Source organism: Rhizobium leguminosarum (assembly GCF_001679785.1).
GTDB classification, from domain to species: domain Bacteria; phylum Pseudomonadota; class Alphaproteobacteria; order Rhizobiales; family Rhizobiaceae; genus Rhizobium; species Rhizobium leguminosarum_R.
Genome location: NZ_CP016286.1, coordinates 3,038,287 through 3,056,020 on the forward strand (window position 1 = coordinate 3,038,287; position 17,734 = coordinate 3,056,020).

15 protein-coding genes are annotated in these 17,734 nt (G+C 61.1%); 6 read left to right on the top strand and 9 right to left on the bottom strand.

Features of this window, described 5'->3' with window-relative positions:
* Nucleotides 1-218 precede the first annotated feature (218 nt).
* Both BA011_RS15085 and BA011_RS15090 read left to right on the top strand, forming a co-directional pair.
* Entirely contained in the window at nt 219-1,394 is a 1,176-nt protein-coding gene (locus BA011_RS15085; protein ID WP_065281054.1) for an efflux RND transporter periplasmic adaptor subunit, read from the top strand.
* On the top strand, nt 1,391-4,579 hold the full coding sequence (locus BA011_RS15090; protein ID WP_065281055.1) for an efflux RND transporter permease subunit: 3,189 nt from the start codon (nt 1,391-1,393) through the stop codon (nt 4,577-4,579). Before BA011_RS15085 ends, BA011_RS15090 begins: the two co-directional genes overlap by 4 nt.
* Before the next feature lie 29 nt (nt 4,580-4,608).
* Here BA011_RS15090 and BA011_RS15095 read toward each other — a convergent pair whose 3' ends face one another.
* On the bottom strand, nt 4,609-5,385 hold the full coding sequence (locus BA011_RS15095; RefSeq protein WP_186806438.1) for a metallophosphoesterase family protein: 777 nt from the start codon (nt 5,383-5,385) through the stop codon (nt 4,609-4,611).
* A gap of 164 nt (nt 5,386-5,549) precedes the next feature.
* Between BA011_RS15095 and BA011_RS15100 the strand changes: the two genes are divergently transcribed.
* Nucleotides 5,550-6,677 (top strand): monooxygenase, encoded by a 1,128-nt coding sequence (locus BA011_RS15100; protein ID WP_065281056.1) that lies wholly within the window; start codon nt 5,550-5,552, stop codon nt 6,675-6,677.
* A 1-nt stretch (nt 6,678) separates the two neighbouring features.
* Here the strand turns inward: BA011_RS15100 and BA011_RS15105 are convergent, their stop codons facing one another.
* Both BA011_RS15105 and BA011_RS15110 read right to left on the bottom strand, forming a co-directional pair.
* Nucleotides 6,679-7,143: an RrF2 family transcriptional regulator gene (locus tag BA011_RS15105; protein WP_011653231.1), complete on the bottom strand. Its 465-nt coding sequence runs from the start codon at nt 7,141-7,143 to the stop codon at nt 6,679-6,681.
* Between the two features lie 176 nt (nt 7,144-7,319).
* Entirely contained in the window at nt 7,320-8,108 is a 789-nt protein-coding gene (locus tag BA011_RS15110) for an SDR family NAD(P)-dependent oxidoreductase (RefSeq protein WP_065281057.1), read from the bottom strand.
* Between the two features lie 142 nt (nt 8,109-8,250).
* Between BA011_RS15110 and BA011_RS15115 the strand changes: the two genes are divergently transcribed.
* Entirely contained in the window at nt 8,251-9,021 is a 771-nt protein-coding gene (locus tag BA011_RS15115; RefSeq protein WP_065281058.1) for a TIM barrel protein, read from the top strand.
* Here BA011_RS15115 and BA011_RS15120 read toward each other — a convergent pair.
* Nucleotides 9,018-9,554 (bottom strand): hypothetical protein, encoded by a 537-nt coding sequence (locus tag BA011_RS15120; RefSeq protein ID WP_065282552.1) that lies wholly within the window; start codon nt 9,552-9,554, stop codon nt 9,018-9,020. The genes BA011_RS15115 and BA011_RS15120 overlap by 4 nt on opposite strands.
* Before the next feature lie 130 nt (nt 9,555-9,684).
* Here BA011_RS15120 and BA011_RS15125 point away from each other — a divergent pair, with 130 nt between their 5' ends.
* A complete protein-coding gene (locus BA011_RS15125) occupies nt 9,685-10,158 on the top strand; it encodes a cupin domain-containing protein (protein WP_065281059.1) in 474 nt (157 codons plus the stop codon).
* 86 nt (nt 10,159-10,244) lie between these two features.
* Here the strand turns inward: BA011_RS15125 and BA011_RS15130 are convergent, their stop codons facing one another.
* The 5 genes from BA011_RS15130 to BA011_RS15150 form a co-directional block, all read right to left on the bottom strand.
* A complete protein-coding gene (locus BA011_RS15130; protein ID WP_065281060.1) occupies nt 10,245-11,354 on the bottom strand; it encodes a sn-glycerol-3-phosphate import ATP-binding protein UgpC in 1,110 nt (369 codons plus the stop codon).
* A 12-nt stretch (nt 11,355-11,366) separates the two neighbouring features.
* Nucleotides 11,367-12,281 carry an ABC transporter permease subunit gene (locus BA011_RS15135; protein ID WP_065281061.1) on the bottom strand — a complete coding sequence of 305 codons (915 nt, stop codon included), beginning with the start codon at nt 12,279-12,281 and terminating at the stop codon, nt 11,367-11,369.
* A 10-nt stretch (nt 12,282-12,291) separates the two neighbouring features.
* Nucleotides 12,292-13,176, bottom strand: coding sequence for a carbohydrate ABC transporter permease (locus BA011_RS15140; RefSeq protein WP_018446921.1), 885 nt, complete (start codon nt 13,174-13,176; stop codon nt 12,292-12,294).
* A 126-nt stretch (nt 13,177-13,302) separates the two neighbouring features.
* Nucleotides 13,303-14,658: an extracellular solute-binding protein gene (locus BA011_RS15145; RefSeq protein ID WP_065281062.1), complete on the bottom strand. Its 1,356-nt coding sequence runs from the start codon at nt 14,656-14,658 to the stop codon at nt 13,303-13,305.
* 358 nt (nt 14,659-15,016) lie between these two features.
* The gene (locus tag BA011_RS15150) at nt 15,017-16,228 is read right to left on the bottom strand and encodes an ROK family transcriptional regulator (RefSeq protein WP_065281063.1); all 1,212 of its coding nucleotides are present in this window, start codon (nt 16,226-16,228) and stop codon (nt 15,017-15,019) included.
* Between the two features lie 222 nt (nt 16,229-16,450).
* Here BA011_RS15150 and BA011_RS15155 point away from each other — a divergent pair, with 222 nt between their 5' ends.
* Nucleotides 16,451-17,689, top strand: a complete 1,239-nt coding sequence (locus tag BA011_RS15155) for an extracellular solute-binding protein (RefSeq protein ID WP_065281064.1) — start codon at nt 16,451-16,453, stop codon at nt 17,687-17,689.
* Nucleotides 17,690-17,734 lie beyond the last annotated feature (45 nt).

Sequence of the window (17,734 nt, forward strand, 5' to 3'; positions counted from 1 at the left end):
GGTATTTGCAATTTTTCGCCGCTGCCGTTTATAGTCCAATTCCATAGGGTTACGATTTTTCCGATGTGCATTGCGTGCCGGCCTTCCTTTTCCAAGGGATTGAACGCCGGGGAAATCACGGGGGCAGAGACCCTCGGTCAAAGCAGCAAGACATGAACAGCATCACTTCATCTTGAGGTTGGCGGCAGTGAATCGGCCGTCGAGATTGGAGGACCGGTATGACTTACGCGCGTCGACAGATGGTGGTGTTTGGCTGTATCGCCGCATTCATGCCCCTCCCCGCGCTGGCCCAGAGCGCCCCGCCACCCCCACCCGTCACCGTCGCCAAGCCGGTCGTTCGCGATGTCGTCGACAGCGACGAGTTCATCGGCCGGTTCGAGCCGGTCGACGAAGTCTCCGTTCGTTCCCGCGTCGGTGGTTACCTGCAGGAAATCCATTTTCAGGACGGCGCATTGGTCAAGCAGGGCGACCTGCTCTTCGTCATCGATCAGCGGCCGTTCGTAACCGCGCTCAATCAGGCAAAGGCAACACTCGAATCGGCGCAATCCACCCTGGTCTTTGCCGATGCGCAGTATAAGCGCACGCAATCGCTTGCCTCGAGCGGCAGCCAGTCGGCGCAGACGCTGGATGACCGCCGCCGCGAATTCGATTCGGCCGAAGCCAATGTCCGCGGCGCACAGGCCGCAGCCGATCGCGCGTCTCTCGACATGGAGTATACCGAGATCAAGGCGCCGCTCAGTGGCCGCATCGACCGCCGGCTGATCTCAGCCGGTAATCTCGTGCAGACCGACCAGACAGTGCTGACGACGATCGTTTCGCTCGACCCGATCGATTTCTACTTCGACGTCGACGAACGCCGCCTGCTGAATTTCGCCGACACGGCGCGCAAACTGGGCAAGGATCTCCAGCAGGGCGGTGGCGGATTGGATGTATCCGTCACGATCTCTGATCCCACTGCCAAAGCATTCAAGGGAAAGCTCGATTTCGCCGAGAACCGGGTCGACAATGAGAGCGGCACCATTCGTCTGCGTGCCCGCTTCCCCAACCCCGATCTCGTCCTTCAGCCCGGCCTCTTCGGTCGCATACAGGTCGAAGCCTCCAACACCTACCAGGCCATTCTCGTCCCCGACGAGGCAATCGGCTCGGACCAGAATGAGCGCGTCGTCTATGTCGTCGCCGAAGACGGCACGGTGTCGACCAAGCCCGTAAGACCCGGACCGCGTCTCTACGGCTACCGCGTCATACGCGAGGGCCTCGACGGCACAGAGACGATCATCGTCAACGGCCTGATACGCGCCCGGCCGGGTGCAAAGATCACGCCTCAGATGACCGAACTGCCGCCGGAGCGGCAGGACACTGCGCCTGAAACCGCCAGCGCGGAGAACGGACAATGAGATTTGCACATTTTTTCGTAGACCGGCCGATCTTTGCGGCGGTCATCTCGATCCTTTTTCTCGTCGTCGGCAGCATTGCCTATACGCAATTGCCGGTATCGCAGTATCCGGAGATCGCGCCGCCGACCATCGTCGTGCGCACCTCTTATCCGGGTGCCGACCCGCAGACGATCGCCGATACCGTTTCGACGCCGCTTGAACAACAGATCAACGGCGTCGAAGACATGCTTTACATGTCGTCCTACTCCAGCGCCGATGGCGCCATGTCGCTGACGATCACCTTCAAGCTCGGCACCGATCTCGACAAGGTCCAGGTGCTTGTCCAGAACCGCGTTTCCATCGCCCTTCCCCGTCTTCCCGAGGAAGTTCAGAGGCTTGGCGTCACCACCGACAAAAGCTCGCCCGATCTGATGATGGTGGTGCACCTGCTGTCGCCGTCGCACCGCTATGACCAGCTTTACGTCTCGAACTACGCTCGCAACCGCATCCGCGACGTTCTCGTCCGCCTTGACGGCGTCGGCGACGTGCAACTCTTCGGAGAGCGCCAATATTCGATGCGAATCTGGCTGGATCCGGAAAAGCTCTCCGCCTACGGGATGACATCCGACGACGTCGTCGCCGCGCTCAGAGACCAGAACGTCCAGGTGTCGGGCGGCAAGATCGGCGCCCCACCCGTTACGGGCAAGAATGCGTTCGAATATACAGTGCGAACGGACGGGCGCTTCTCCGACGTGCGCGAGTTCCGATATGTCATCGTGAAATCGACGGGCAGCGGCCGGCTCGTGCAGTTGCAGGACGTCGCCCGTATCGAACTCGGCGCGCAGGATTACGTCACCAACAGCTATCTCAACAACGATCCCGCGGTTGCTCTCGGCATCTTCGCCCGGCCGGGGACCAACGCCCTGGACACCGCTCATCAGGTCCAGACGATCATGAAGGACCTCTCGCAGAATTTTCCGCAAGGGCTGGAATATCGCATCGTCTACGATACGACCGAATTCATTTCGGATTCAATCACGGAGGTCTATCGAACCATCGCCGAAGCGGCCATCCTGGTCGCGATTGTCGTTCTGGTTTTCCTGCAATCCTGGCGAACCGCGATCATTCCGATCATTGCCATCCCGGTATCGCTGATCGGCACCTTCGCGGTCCTGCTGGCCTTCGGCTTCTCGCTCAACATGCTCACCCTGTTCGGTCTCGTGCTGGCAATCGGTATCGTCGTCGATGACGCGATCGTGGTGGTGGAAAACGTCGAGCGCAATCTGGCACGCGGGATGACGCCGAAGCAGGCGTCCCATGTCACGATGGACGAAGTCGGAACCGCCGTCGTCGCCATCTCCCTGGTGTTGATCGCCGTGTTCGTGCCGACAGCCTTCATTCCAGGCATCTCTGGCCAATTCTACAGGCAGTTCGCGGTCACGATCTCCGTCACCACTGCAATTTCCGCATTGAATTCGCTCACACTGTCGCCCGCGCTCGCAGGCATATTGCTGAAAGCCCATGACCACGAAACCAAACGCATGAATGTCGCATCCCGTCTGGGAAGAGGGCTTGCGGACGGCTTCAATCATGGATTCGATCGGCTGAGTTCCGGCTATTCATGGACCGTTCGGCATCTGGTCAGCAGTTGGGTGGGCTTGACCGCCGCGATGGTCACCTTCGTCTGCCTGCTCGGAGCGACCTGGTATATGGGCACGAAAGTTCCCGCGGGCTTTATCCCGACCATGGACCAGGGTTACGCGATCATCGTCATACAGCTTCCTGATGGAGCCTCGCTTGCGCGTACCGATGCCGTTGTCAAGCAGGTGGGCGATATCGCCCGCACGGTGCCCGGCGTCGGCAACGCCGTGCAATTTGCCGGCTTCAGCGGGGCAACGTTCACCAATGCCTCGAATGCCGGCGTCGTCTTCGTCCCTTTCAAATCCTTTGCCGAACGTGAAGAAGGCGGCGAGAACGCCAACAAGATCATCGGCGAGCTTTTTGGCAAGCTACAAAGCATCCAGGAAGCCTTCATCATCGCCATCCCGCCACCATCCGTGCGGGGCGTCGGCAATTCCGGCGGCTTCAAGATGCAGATTTCCGATCTCGAAAACGCCGATATGACGCGCGTCCTCGGCCTCGCCCGGCAGATGATGGGTGCGGCGGCAACGACCGAGGGGCTGACCGGCGTCTTTACGACATTTTCGGATGCAAGCCCGCAATACTTCCTGGCGATCGACCGCGACAAGGCGCGCTTCCTGAATGTGCCAATTCCCAACATCTTCAACGCGCTGTCCATCAATCTCGGCGTCGCCTACGTCAACGATTTCAATGCGTTCGGCCGCGTCTACCAGGTTCGCGCCCAGGCCGACCGGCAATACCGCATGGACAGGGAAGACATCCTCGCCCTGAAGGTCCGCTCGGCGACCGGCGCTCTGGTTCCGCTTGGAACCTTGATGGACATCCAGGATGCCAGCGGCCCGGCGCTTGTCCAGCGCTACAACATGTACGTCTCGGTGCCGCTTCAGGGCAATCCGACGCCAGGCACGTCGACTGGCGACGCTATCGCCAAGATGGAGGCGCTGGCGACCAAGATCCTGCCGCAAGGGACAACCTTCGAATGGACCGAACTCGCCTATCAGGAAACCCATACCGGCAACACGGCCATCTACATCTTCGCCCTGTCTGTCATCTTCGTTTTTCTGGCGCTGGCGGCACAATATGAAAGCTGGATTTTGCCTCTAGCGATCATTCTCATCGTCCCGCTTGCGGTGCTCGCGGCCCTGATCGGGGTCTCGCTGCGGGGAATGGACAACAACGTCCTGACCCAGATCGGCCTGATCGTCCTGATCGGTCTTGCGGCCAAGAACGCCATTCTGATCGTCGAGTTCGCCAGGCAGGCGGAAGATGAGGGCAAGTCGCCGGTGGAGGCGGCCATCGAGGCCAGCCATCTTCGCCTGCGCCCGATCCTGATGACGGCATTCGCCTTCATCTTCGGTGTTCTGCCGCTTGCCATCGCCACCGGGCCCGGCGCCGAAATGCGCCAGTCGCTCGGCACCGCCGTCTTCTCGGGCATGCTCGGCGTGACAATCTTCGGTCTGTTCCTGACGCCGGTCTTCTACGTCGTGCTGCGCGGCTGGCGCCGCAACCGGCCGGCCACTGTAGAACCAGCGAAGACTGAGCCGGTCGAGGAAGGGGTCGTCTGAGACGATCCCACCGGCTGAGGAAACGGAAGTCAGGTCGAAAACAGATGCACTCGGCCCTGCCACAAGCGGGCGACGGTGAGGTTGCCGCTGCGATAGGCGCGCGTATCGATATTGAGCCGCCTCGGCCGTATGTCGGGTTCATCGTTCGGCGTATGACCGTGAACGACGAGTTTCGGCAACGGCACCCGGCTTTCGAGAAACCGTTGGCGAATGAGGACCAGATCCTCGTCCGTCTGCTCACTGAGCCGCAGCTTCGGATTGATGCCGGCATGCACGAAAATCACGCTCGGGGTCTCCAGCAAGACAGGCATCGCCCGCATGAAATCGATATGCGTATGCGGCAGCGACTGGCGGATGAAGGCATCGAGCTTCGCGCCGGAGGGAAAGACCAGCGGTAGATGCTCCGGATCGAGGCCATAGGATTTGAGCGACTCCGCCGACCCCATCTGCATCCAATCGTCATAGGAGATCCAGCCATCGATATAGTCGAGCATGGCGATTTCGTGATTGCCGGCAAGGCAGATGCGGTCGAATCCATCAGGCGGAGGCTCCATCAGATGGGTGATGACCTGTGCCGATTCAGGGCCGCGGTCGATATAGTCGCCGAGCGTGACGATCAGCTTTCGCCCGGGCAGCCGCGCGCCATCACGCAGGATCGCCTCCTCGGCTTTCACAAGCAGATCGTACCGACCGTGAATATCGCCGATCGCATAAGTTGGGATAGCGGCAATATCCAGCGTCAGGCGCGGTCTCGGCTGGCGTGCCATTTTCGAAACCTCGCTGTTGCGAGCACGAGAGTCGCTCATCATATTTCTCGATCAAGGAAGCCCCACTTCACCCTAAGTAGAGTAAAGGACAAGGCAATCAAGCTGGTAAGAAAATCCAAAGCGCACGGGTTTTGTAGAAAAACCGGCCTTATCATTTGAGGCGCAATCCCTCACTCCTGTATCCGTCGAGAAAAGAGTGGCCGATGGGAACGGTATCGCAATTTCATGAGAGCCTGAGGCCTCCCGCGCATCGCGTCGAAAGCGAAGAGGAGGCAATATCCACGGCCCGCGACCTCGCCGCCGCATTCCGGCATCAGGCGAGCGAACGTGATATCAACCGCATCCTGCCCTTTGCCGAGCTTGATGCGCTGTCTGTATCGGGCTTGACGGCAATCACTGTTCCGCCAGACCATGAAGGGCTCGACGTGTCGAACGCCCTGCTCGCCGAAATCGTTGCAATCATCGCTGAGGGCGATGCATCGATCGGCGAGGCGCTGGAAAGTCATTTTTCTGCGCTGGAAACGCTCCGCATTCAGGCTGCCGAGGATTTGAAGGCATCGCTGTTTGCCCGTGTGCTGCTCGGCGACCGCTTCGCGGGCGCCGCCTTCACCGACGGGACCGAACTGACCGCCGAAGGCCCGGGCTACCGTCTGAGCGGGCGCACGCGGCAGGCGCCCGGTATTCTATTCGCCGACTGGATCGCCGCTGTCGCCACCGCTCCTCCCAGCCGCCCGGTGACACTCTACCTCACACGCGGTGAAGAAGGTGTGCAGGTGGTCGATGATTGGGACGGCTTCGGCCAGCGCACCAATGGATCGGCGACGGCGATCGTCGGAACGCTTCATGTCAATGCCGATGCGATTGCGCCTGCTCCCTCCGCCGGACATTCGACCGGCATCTCGCTCGGCCTGCTGCTCAAGGCGGGCGTCAGCCTGGGCATCGCTCGGGCCGCATGGAGCGACCTGATGACCGCAATTGGCGATCACAGCACGACCGTCCTTCCCCAGATCGGCGAACGAGCCATTCGCATCGAAGCAACGGCGGCAGCCTTGGAACGGGCTGGCCGCAAACTCGACATTGCCCAGGTCAATCCAGTTGAGGCCGCGATGGCGGACGCGCATTTCTCCTGCTCGGCGGCCGCGATCCTTGCCGGGGAAACGGCGCTCGACACCGCAAACGCGCTGTTCGAACTTGCAGGGGAAACATCGGCGGGCATCGGGCTCAATCTCGATCGCCATTGGCGCAATGCCCGCATTCACGCGCTATCGCTGGCGCGGGATAAGCTGATGCATACTGCAGGCGAATATAGGTCGGAGCCCGGGAGAGCCTAATTCAGCTGGCGGCGGAGATCGGGAATTCTTCCTTGGCGCCGTCGATACGGCCGCCATCGGCGACGAATTGCTCGAGGGTCATATTGTCGAGAATGGCGGCGATCGCGTCCCGAACATCGGTCATCGAGCGCCGCACCTGACAGGTTTCCGGATCGGCACAGTCGTCGCAAGCCTCGTAAGCCGTACGGCTGGCGCAGCGGATCGGCGCTAGGGGCCCGTCGAGCGTGCGGATGACATGGCCGATGCGGATTTCGGTTGCCGGCCGCGACAGGGAATAGCCGCCGCCCGGTCCCTTCTTCGAGCGCAGGATGCCGACATTGCGCAGTTCGAGCAGGATCGTATCGAGAAACTTCTTCGGGATATTGTTGCGGGCCGCGATGTCGTTGATGAAGGCGGTCTCACCCGGCGCCAGCCGCGCCAGGTCGACCAGCGCCTTCAGCCCGTATTTTCCCTTTTTCGTCAGCATCGTCGTCGCCTTGTAGAAATCGCAGTATTTATCCTGTCAATAGCAGGCAAATAGCGTCAAAAGCGTGAACATACAACAAAATAGCTATTATTTATAGCTTGTATCGGCAACGTCCACAGAAACGCCCGGCAGCCTCGAGAAAGACCAGCCGCCGCGCGCTCTGCCTGCAGTCTCGGTCAGATCGTCTTCAGCATGCCGCCATCGACGAAATAGGTCGAGCCGATGCAATAGCTCGCGCGCTCCGAACTCAGGAAAACGAAGACGTTTGCCAGCTCCTCCGGCGTGCCGAAGCGTTTGGAGGCGGCGTGCTCGTTGGCGACGCTCTGCAGGTAGCCTTCCCAGTTGCCGCCGGTTTCCGCCGTCAATTGCTTGGCGGTCTTGATCCAGTCGGGCGTCAGGATCAGGCCGGCATTGACGCAGTTGACGCGGATATTGTCCTTGATGAGCTCGGTCGAAAGCGTCTTCGAAAACATCATCAGCGCCGACTTGCTGACATTGTAGATCGGCTCGTACCAGAGTGGCTGGACGGCGCAGATCGAGGCATTGTGCAGGATCACCCCGCCGCCGCGTTGCTTCATTTGCGGCGCGATGCCGCGCGCCAGCCGCACGGCGGCCATCACATGCAGGTCCCAATAGTCTTGCCACTTCTCGTCGGGCGCCTCCATCACCGTCTCGTTCGATCCGGTGCCGGCGTTGTTGATGAGGATATCGGCGCCACCTTTTTCGGCCGCCGCCGCGATGATCGCCTCGGTTCCCGCAACTGTCGCCACATCGGCCGCGACAGCGGCGGCGCTGACGCCGTACTTCTCGGCGATACGGACGGCTTCCGCCTCGAGCCGTTCGCCGCCGCGTGCCGCCAGCACGAGGTCGGCGCCCTCAGCCGCCAGCCCCTCGGCGATCGCCAGTCCGATGCCGACCGACGCACCTGTTATGACCGCAGTCCTTCCCTTCAATCCGAGATCCATGTCTTCCTCCCAAACGGCCGGAGATCCCGGCCTGATGTGCTGAGTGTTCCGCCAATGAGCCCCGGGCGTCAAGCGCCCGAACACCTCTTGCGGCAGGCACCGATCTGTCGCATGCCTGCCTCAACAGATGGGAGGAGTTTTCATGCGACGTTATTCAGCCTGTATAGAGTGGCTGTTTGCCGAAGAGGGCGATAGCTTTCCCGATCGCATCCGCTGCGCCCATGCGGCCGGCCTGACGGCGATCGAATTCTGGCGCTGGACCGGCAAGGATCTGGATGCGATCGAGGCAGCGCTGAAGGAAACCGGCCTTGCGGTCACCAGTCTCGTCGCCGAACCGATGATCGCGCTGACCGACGCCGCCAACCGGCAGGCCTGGCTGAAAGGCCTTGCCGAATCCGTCGCTGTCGCCAAGCGTCTCGGCGCGCCGGTGCTGATTGCCCAGGCGGGCGACGATCTCCCGGGCTTGACCCGCCAAGAACAGCGCCGGGCGCTTACCGAAACGCTGAGAGCCGGCGCCGATATCCTCAAAGGCAGCGGTGTCCGCCTCGGCGTCGAGCCGCTCAACATCCGCATCGACCATGTCGGCTATTTCCTCGATTCGACCCGCGAAGGTCTCGACATCATCGATGACGTCGCTCGCCCCGAGATCGGCATCGTTTACGACATCTACCATTCCGCCGTGATGGACGAGCGCACCGAGGAGGTGCTGAACGACCGTCTCGACCGTATCATCCACGTCCATGTCGCCGATCACCCCGGCCGCAACGAACCGGGCTCCGGCGATATCGACCTTGCCCGACGCCTCGGCTGGGTCTTCGCCAACGGTTACGACGGCGCCGTCGGTCTGGAATACCGGCCGACCAAGCCCGGCGCGGACGCAGTCAAGGCCGCGATTGCTTCGCTTGGCGGCTAGGATGAACTGGCGCCTTCGGCAAAGGCTTCAAGCTCGGGGTCGAAGTCGACCTCGACGACATTGTTGAAGACGGCGGTGGCCAGCATGATGCCGGCGAAGGCGACGAGATCGACGAGCACCTTGGTCTCGTAGCGCTGTTTCAGCTTCGCCCAGAGTTCGGCGGGAACAGCGTTGGAATCGGCGACCATCGCCTTGCCGAAGGCGTCGAGCAGCGCTTCCTCGTCGGAAAGCTCCAGCGTATCGGGATTGAAACCCTTGTTGATCAGCGCTCTGCGGAAGAAGGTGACGGCAATCTTCGATCTGGCTGCCTTCGAGATCGCATGCGAGAAAATCCAGATCGCCCGCTCGTTGATCGCAGGATCGAGTTCGGCGCGCAGCGTGAACCACTCGGCATAGATGCGATGGGCGGCCGGCGAGTGCAGCAGCGTGCGCTTCATGTTGGTCATCCGCCCGCGCAGCCTGACTTCCTCGTCATGCGCCGCCCGAACCTCTTCCGAAGCGGTGTCGTAGTCGATCTGCGGGAGGTGGCTCATCGGGTTCGTTCTTTCGTTGCTGCGCAGAAGCTGTCGGGGCGCCGAGATATTGTGGCTGCGCAGCGGCAAATCTGCTTGGCCACTGCCGGCCTCACGCCTAGACTGACCAAATCGAAGCTGGAGGCAAGGCATGAGCGACGATCACGAGCATCATCATGTCGACTGGCGGGAACATGGCGTCAAGGTCATTCCCGGCAATGCGCTCGATCCGAACACCGCACAGACGCCGGGCATGAATCGCGCGACCGCGATCAACAATGCGCGCGCCGGCGCCGAAAAGATCTGGGCCGGCACGGTGACGATCCGTGCCAACGCCAAGACCGGCGCCCATCATCACGGCGACCTCGAAAGCATCATCTACGTGGTCAAGGGCAAGGCCCGCATGCGCTGGGGCGAGCATCTGGAATATACCGCCGAGGCCGGCCCAGGCGACTTCATCTATGTTCCGCCCTATGTGCCGCATCAGGAGATCAACGCCAGCCGGGACGAGACGCTGGAATGCGTTCTCGTCCGCTCAGGCCAGGAACCGGTCGTCGTCAATCTCGACATCGAGCCGGTCGAAAAGCCGGAAGACGTCGCGTGGATCGACCCGATCCATCGTTAGAGCAATTCGCCTTCGAGCAAGCGGTTGACACCCTCAGCCGCCGAAAGCTCTGCCAAGATCATCGCAAAGGATCGTCGCAGACCGCTTTAGGCGTGGACGGCGCCGGCACCGCTCATCGCGGAGTTCTCGATGATCCGGCCGGTATCGGCGGCATAGAGGTGGATCTGGTCGTAATCGATAGCGATGCCGATCGGATCGCCCGACTTCACCTTCACGGTCTCAGTCAGCGCCACGGCAAAGGGCAGCCCATCGAAATCGGCGTGGACGATGCGGCTTGCGCCGAGCTCTTCGATGAAATCGGCCGTTGCGGTGAGGGCGCCGGGCGCATCCGGGACCACCAGCCGGGCCGCTTCGGCGCGCATGCCGAGCACGACGCGTTTGCCTTTGAGCGGTGCAGCGCGCTCGCGCGGCAGCGCGACCTTCCGGCTTTGATCGTAGACGAAGACGCCCTCGTCATTGATCGTGCCCTCGAGCAGGTTCATCGCCGGCGTGCCGACGAAGCCGGCGACGAAGCGCGAGACCGGATGATGATAGACCTCTTCCGGCGTGCCGACCTGCTCCACTCTGCCGCCGTTCATCACCACCAGCCGGTCGGCCAGCGTCATCGCCTCGGTCTGGTCATGCGTGACGAAGATCGAAGTGGCGCCGAGGCGGCGGTGCAGGCGGCGGATTTCGGCGCGCATGGCGATGCGCAGCTTGGCGTCGAGGTTCGACAGCGGCTCGTCGAAAAGAAACACCTTCGGTTCGCGGATCATCGCACGGCCCATGGCGACGCGCTGGCGCTGACCGCCGGAAAGAGCGGCGGGCCGGCGTTCGAGGAAGGGTTCGAGGCTGAGCGCCTTGGCGACCTCGCCGATGCGCCGCTGACGCTCCGCCTTCGAAACGCCGGCCACCTTCAATGCATAGCCGATATTCTCGGCAACACTCATATGCGGATAAAGCGCATAGTTCTGGAAGACCATGGCACAGCCGCGCTCGCGCGGCTCCAACTGGTTGACGACGCGGCCGTCAATAGCGATTTCACCGCCGGTGATTTCCTCGAGGCCGGCGATCATGCGCAGCAGCGTGGACTTGCCGCATCCGGATGGGCCGAGGATGACGATGAACTCGCCCGACTGGATGTCGAGATCGACGCCGTGAACGACGGGGGTCTTGCCGTAGTTTTTCTTCACGCCACGAATGGAGATCGGTGCCAAGGGAGTACTCCTTCACTTCTCGGTGGAGATAAGGCCGCGTACGAACCAGCGCTGCATCAAAATGACGAGGATCAATGGCGGCGACATGATGATCAGGGTTCCGGCCATGGCGACGTTCCAGTCGGGCAGGCCGAATTCGGACGGGATGAGGGTCTTGAGCTGCGTCACGGCGATGCCGAAATTCGGATCGGTGGTGATCAGCAGCGGCCAGAGATACTGGTTCCAGGCCCAGACGAACATGATGGTGAAGAGCGCGATCATATTTGGCCGCGAGAGCGGCAGCAGAATATCCCAGAAGAACCGGACCGGGCCCGATCCGTCCATCTTCGACGCCTCGGCAAGCTCGTCGGGAACCGTCAGGTAGAACTGTCGGTATAGGAACGTGCCGGTCGCGGTTGCGACCAGCGGCAGAACGAGACCGGGGTAGGAATTCAGCAGGCCCCATTCGAGCTTGATCTGGACGCCGGTGATCTGCGCGACGAGCCAGCTTATGCCGGTGACGTCGAGGATCGTCTGGAAAGGCTGCAGCGCGTTGGCCGCGATCGAATAGGTCGGCACGATGCGGACTTCCAGCGGCAGCATCAACGTGATGAAGATGATCCAGAAAATCACATACCGGCCGCGGAAGCGGAAGTAGACGATCGAGAAGGCTGCCATGGAAGACAGCATGACCTTGCCGGCGCCGACGGTTGCGGCGAAGATGATGCTGTGGAACAGCTTGTTGCCGAGATCGGCGCGAACCCAGGCGGTCTGCGCGTTTTCCCAGAAATGCGAGCCTGGAACCAGCGGCAGCGGCACGCGATTGACCGTCTCCAGATCAAGCGTCGAGGCGATGATGACGATGGCGAAAGGCAGAAGCGCGATCACCATGCCGAGCGCGAGAAGGCTATAACAGATGAAGTTAAATATCGGCGTGCGTTCGATCATGTCCGCGACCTCACTTGTAGTGCACGCGCCGCTCGATGAAGCGGAACTGGAAGATGGTGAGCAGGACGACGAGCACCATCAGGATGATGGACTGCGCTGCGGCGCCCGAATAGTCGAGACCTCTGAAGCCGTCGAAGTATATCTTGTAGACCATGAGCTCGGTGGCGCGCGCCGGGCCGCCCTGCGTCATGACGTCGACGATACCGAAGGAATCCTGGAAACTCTCGGTGATGTTGATGACGAGCAGGAAGAACAGCGTCGGCGTCAGCAGGGGCAGCTGGATATCCCAGATCCGGCGCATCGGCCCCGAACCATCCATCGCGGCGGCCTCGATCAGCGAGCGCGGAATGCCTTGCAGCGCCGAGAGGAAGAAGATGAAGTTGTAGCCGATATATTTCCAGGAGAAGGCGACGATGACCGCGATCATCGCGTCCTTGCCGTCGAGTGCGGGGTTCCAGAGGCCGGGCCAGACGTGGTTGATGACCGACAGAAGGCCGGCCTCCGGCGCCAGGATGAAGCGGAAGGCGAGGCCGAGAGCGGGAGCAGCAATCGCGTAGGGCCAGATGAAGACTGACCGGTAGACTTTGTGGCCGCGCAGTTCACGATCCGTCAGAAGCGCCAGGATCAGCGCCAGCCCCATGGCAATGGCAGTCGAGCTGAAGCCGAAGATCATGCTGCGGGTGATCGAGTCCCAATAGATCGGATCGGTGAGCAGCTGTCTGAAATTGTCGAAACCGACCCAGGCATTACCGCCGCCCCATGGCTGCTCGAGCGTGAACGCCCAATAGAGCGCCTGCGCGCTCGGCCAATAGAAGAAGACGAAGATCAGCAACAGCATCGGAAATGCGAAGAGCAGCCCGATCGTCGTTGAGGAGAATGTGACGCGCTTTTCCATGGGTGGTCGTTTTTGGCCTGGTTTGGTTAGGCGCGGGCGGCGAGTTCGCATCCGCGACCGACTGAAGAACGATAAAGACGCACCCGGCGCGCGAAATGCCGGCCGGGTGCGGCTCATATCAAGCGATCAGGGGAGCTGAACGTTCTTGTAGGTCTGCTGGAAGCGACGCAGCAGCGTATTGCCGCGTTCGGCAGCGCTGTCGAGCGAAGCTTGGACATCGGCATTGTTGACGAAGATTGCCTGGAGACCATTGGCGATTTCGGTGCGGACCTGCAGCAGGCCACCGAGGCGGATGCCGTGCGGAGCCGCATCGTCAGCAGCCGATGCGGTCAGGCTCTGAATGGCGAGTTCGCGGCCGGCATAAGGAGCCTTGTCGTAGAAGCCCTGCTTCTTCAGATATTCGAAGCCGGAGTTACGAACCGGGATGTAGCCGGTAACGGTCGACCAGGTGAGAGCTTCTTCCGGCTTTGCGATGAAGTTGAAGAAGGCAGCGGCAGCCTTGTATTCAGCGTCGGAATGACCCTTCAGAACCCAGAGCGAAGCGCCGCCGACATAAGAGCTGTGCCGGGTTGCGTCGCCGTAGGTCGGGAGCATGGCAACGTCCCAGTTCATGCCTTGCTTGGCGGTGCGGCCGACGTTGCCGTGGTCGCCGACCGAGGTCAGGATGACCTGGCAATCGCCAGCGGCAAAGGCTTCGACGAAGGTCTGGCCGACAGCCTTGTTCTTGATGACGGCAAGCTTGTTGTCGTACCAGGACTTGAGGTCCTTGACGTAGCTGACGAGAAGCGGGTTCTTGTTGAACACCAGCTCGGCGTCGAGACCTTCAAAACCGTTCTTCTTCGTGGCGATGGCTTCGCCGTTTACGGCTTCGAACTGCTCGATGTACTGCCAGACTTCGTTGTTGGAGATGTCAAAGCCGAGCGGGCAAGCATAGCCTGCATCCTTCAGAGCCTTGAGGTCCTCGCCTGCTTCCTTCCAGGTCGCCGGAGCATGATCCTTGCCGATCTTGGCGAAGGCGTCCTTGTTCCAATAGAGAAGAGCGGTCGAGGAGTTGAAGGGGAAGGAGTACATCTCGCCCTTCGATGTCGCGTAGTAGCCGGAGATACCGGAGAAGTAGTCCTTCCAGTCGACGGTGTAGCCCATGTCGCTCATCAGCTTGTTGGCCGGGTAGTAGGCGCCGGAGAGCATGATATCGAGCGTGCCGGCGTCGGAGACCTGGGCGATGGTCGGCTGCTTGCCGGCGCGGAAGGCAGCGATGGTGTTCTGCAGGGACGCGTCGTAGCTGCCCTGGCTGGTGCAGACCACTTCGTAGTCGGCCTGCGACTGGTTGAAGCGATCGCACTGCTCCTGGACACGCTTGGCGATGTCACCGGAATTGCCGAACCAAAAGTCAATCTTGGTCTTATCGGCGGCGGCAGCGGGACCAGCAAGAAACGCTGTAGCGAGAAGGGCGCCAACGGCGCCGAGAAGCTTGGCTTGCATGAGAACCTCGAACGTAAAAGGGACGCGCACTTTCAGCGCACGCCCTATTAGCTGGTTCAAATTGCGTCTACCAATGAAGTTTACATGGCATGAAATGATCGAAACCCAGTTGTCATAAAACCTTCATACAGTTGTTATTCGCCAATCTCGGGGAAATATTTATAGAAACTTCGACGATTGCTTCAGCATGCCGCCAATAGATTACACCTATATTCGAAACAATGGATTCTTATGGGATATTTAATATTTGTTTATATTACGACGGAGTGCTGTTATTCGCCTGCACCGCTGCAACGAAACTTGCAAAACCACTGACATTTTTGCTGTTGCACTGGTGTGCAACCTGAGGATTTAGGCCTCAGGATTGAAGGGAATCCTTCAGGATCGCCGCAAAACGCGGATCGAATGCACGGCTGATCGGTCCGGCGGCAGCCCCGAGCGCCACCGACCAGGGATCGGACATGCCGGGCTGCAGGCGCGGTAGCGTCCGGCCACGCCGTTCGGCGATCGAGGGCAGCAACGGGCCGATTGCCGCAATCAACCTGTTCACCAGCGCCTCCGGCGCGCTGCCGCAGAGGATCACCGTCTGCGGATCGAACAGCGTCTCAAGGAGATGGATGCTCCAGCGCAGGTCCACTGCCGCTGCTTCGACCCAGGCGCCGATGCTTTGATCGCCCCTCAAGGCAAGGTCGTTGATCCGTGCATAAAGGCCGGGATCGGCGGGATCGACCGACAGATGCTGATAGAGCGAGGCGAGCGAGGCGCGATGTTCGAGCGGCGTCGATTTGCCGTCGGCAAACAGCAGCGCCATGCCGATCTCGCCGGCATTGCCGTTGGTGCCACGGTAGAGCTCGCCATTCAGAATGAGGCCGGCGCCGATGCCATAACCGACGAAGAGGCAGACGGCATGGTCGATGCCGTGGGCGGCTCCCACCATACGCTCGGCGGTCGCTGCCGCCGCCGCATCGTTCTGCAGGCCGACATCGAGCCCGGTGCCGGCGGTCAGCGTTTCCAACAACGGAAATTTCTGCCAGGCCTCCATCATCCAAGGATCATCGCCGCTGCCGGCGACGCCGAAAGGCCCGGGCATGGCGGCCCCGAGGCCGACCAGCCGCTTTTCCGACTGCCGGACGATCCCGGCAAGCTTTGAGCGTATGCCGGCGACGAGGTCGAGGATGACCTTCGTCCCGTTCGACGGACCTCCGGGCGGGAGGCCGGCCTCATCACGCACGAGAACGCTGCCGACGAGATCGACGGCGACCGCCCGCGTCACATGCCGGTCGATCTGCAGGCCGATTGCAAAGGCGCCTTCGGGCACGAGACGATAGGGTGTCGACGGCTGCCCCCTGCCCCTCCTCACCGCCTCTTGCGAACTGACGAGACCGTCGCGCTCGAGTTCCTCGATGATATTGGACACCGTCTGTTTGGTCAGCCGCGTCGCCCGTGCCAGATCGGCGCGTGAAAGCGCACCGTTGATCCTCAGGGCATCGATCATCACGCGCCGGTTATGCGCGCTGGTGCCTTCGTGATTGGTGCCGCTCTTGGCCCGGATCGGGCGGCTGTCATTCATGTGCAATTCCCTCTTGACTCTAATAGAATGTTGAAGAAGTAATAAGTCAAGACACTTGACTTAATAAGGAACCGGAGAGTTCCAGGGAACGCAGGGGCCTAGCAAAGGCTCCGACGACGCTCCGAGATGACGAACCGGCACGTTTTCGCGCGTGCCTTCTCGAACACCGATGGCGGAAGGCCGCCCTCGGCAATGCGTAAATGTCAAAAACTGGAGGCTGCAATGCTGAAATCCTTTAACAAGACGCTTCTGGGTGCGGCCTTGATCGGCGCATCCCTTGCGCCGCACGCTTTCGCCGAAACGACGCTGAACGCGCTTTTCATGGCGCAGGCCGCCTATAGCGAGGCCGATGTGCGCGCCATGACCGACGCCTTCGCCAAGGCGAACCCCGATATCAAGGTCAATCTCGAATTCGTTCCCTATGAAGGCCTGCACGACAAGACGGTGCTGGCGCAGGGTTCCGGCGGCGGTTATGACGTCGTCCTCTTCGACGTCATCTGGCCGGCCGAATACGCCACCAACAAAGTGCTGGTCGACGTCTCCTCGCGCCTCACCGACGAGATGAAGAAGGGCGTGCTGCCGGGTGCCTGGACCACCGTGCAATATGACGGCAAATATTTCGGCATGCCTTGGATCCTCGACACCAAATACCTGTTCTACAACAAGGAAATCCTCGAAAAGGCCGGCATCAAGGCGCCGCCGAAAACCTGGGACGAACTGACCGAGCAGGCAAAGACGATCAAGGACAAGGGCCTGCTCGCCACGCCGATCGCCTGGAGCTGGTCGCAGGCCGAAGCCGCGATCTGCGACTACACCACGCTCGTCAGCGCCTATGGCGGCGATTTCCTCAAAGACGGCAAGCCGGCCTTCCAGACCGGCGGCGGCCTCGATGCGCTGAAATACATGGTTTCCAGCTATTCCTCGGGCCTCACCAATCCGAACTCCAAGGAATTCCTCGAAGAGGACGTCCGCAAGGTCTTCGAAAACGGCGATGCCGCCTTCGCGCTGAACTGGACCTACATGTACAACATGGCCAACAATCCGAAGGACAGCAAGGTCGCGGGCAAGGTCGGCGTCGTGCCGGCGCCGGGTATTGCCGGCAAGAGCGAAGTTTCTGCCGTCAACGGCTCGATGGGTCTCGGCATCACCTCGGCCAGCCAGCATCCCGATGAGGCCTGGAAATACATCACCTTCATGACCTCGCAGGCGACGCAGAACGCCTATGCCAAGCTCAGCCTGCCGATCTGGGCGTCCTCCTATGAGGACCCAGCGGTCACCAAGGGCCAGGAAGAGCTGATCTCGGCTGCCAAGGTCGGCCTTGCCGCCATGTATCCGCGCCCGACGACGCCGAAATATCAGGAGCTTTCGACCGCGCTGCAGCAGGCGATCCAGGAAGCGCTGCTTGGCCAGTCCTCGCCAGAGGACGCGCTGAAGTCGGCAGCCGACAATAGCGGCCTCTGAGCGACGCATGAAACCCCGGGCGGCGCCTGCCGTCGCCCGGTCTTC

What these genes read in the sequence shown, in the direction of transcription:
- BA011_RS15140 (WP_018446921.1), bottom strand. Translation starts at nt 13,176, where the DNA reads ATGGAAAAGCGCGTCACATTCTCCTCAACGACGATCGGGCTGCTCTTC.
- BA011_RS15105 (WP_011653231.1), bottom strand. Translation starts at nt 7,143, where the DNA reads ATGCTGACGAAAAAGGGAAAATACGGGCTGAAGGCGCTGGTCGACCTG.
- BA011_RS15155 (WP_065281064.1), top strand. Translation starts at nt 16,451, where the DNA reads ATGCTGAAATCCTTTAACAAGACGCTTCTGGGTGCGGCCTTGATCGGC.
- BA011_RS15125 (WP_065281059.1), top strand. Translation starts at nt 9,685, where the DNA reads ATGAGCGACGATCACGAGCATCATCATGTCGACTGGCGGGAACATGGC.
- BA011_RS15085 (WP_065281054.1), top strand. Translation starts at nt 219, where the DNA reads ATGACTTACGCGCGTCGACAGATGGTGGTGTTTGGCTGTATCGCCGCA.
- BA011_RS15110 (WP_065281057.1), bottom strand. Translation starts at nt 8,108, where the DNA reads ATGGATCTCGGATTGAAGGGAAGGACTGCGGTCATAACAGGTGCGTCG.
- BA011_RS15115 (WP_065281058.1), top strand. Translation starts at nt 8,251, where the DNA reads ATGCGACGTTATTCAGCCTGTATAGAGTGGCTGTTTGCCGAAGAGGGC.
- BA011_RS15095 (WP_186806438.1), bottom strand. Translation starts at nt 5,385, where the DNA reads ATGAGCGACTCTCGTGCTCGCAACAGCGAGGTTTCGAAAATGGCACGC.
- BA011_RS15090 (WP_065281055.1), top strand. Translation starts at nt 1,391, where the DNA reads ATGAGATTTGCACATTTTTTCGTAGACCGGCCGATCTTTGCGGCGGTC.
- BA011_RS15150 (WP_065281063.1), bottom strand. Translation starts at nt 16,228, where the DNA reads ATGAATGACAGCCGCCCGATCCGGGCCAAGAGCGGCACCAATCACGAA.
- BA011_RS15145 (WP_065281062.1), bottom strand. Translation starts at nt 14,658, where the DNA reads ATGCAAGCCAAGCTTCTCGGCGCCGTTGGCGCCCTTCTCGCTACAGCG.
- BA011_RS15120 (WP_065282552.1), bottom strand. Translation starts at nt 9,554, where the DNA reads ATGAGCCACCTCCCGCAGATCGACTACGACACCGCTTCGGAAGAGGTT.
- BA011_RS15135 (WP_065281061.1), bottom strand. Translation starts at nt 12,281, where the DNA reads ATGATCGAACGCACGCCGATATTTAACTTCATCTGTTATAGCCTTCTC.
- BA011_RS15100 (WP_065281056.1), top strand. Translation starts at nt 5,550, where the DNA reads ATGGGAACGGTATCGCAATTTCATGAGAGCCTGAGGCCTCCCGCGCAT.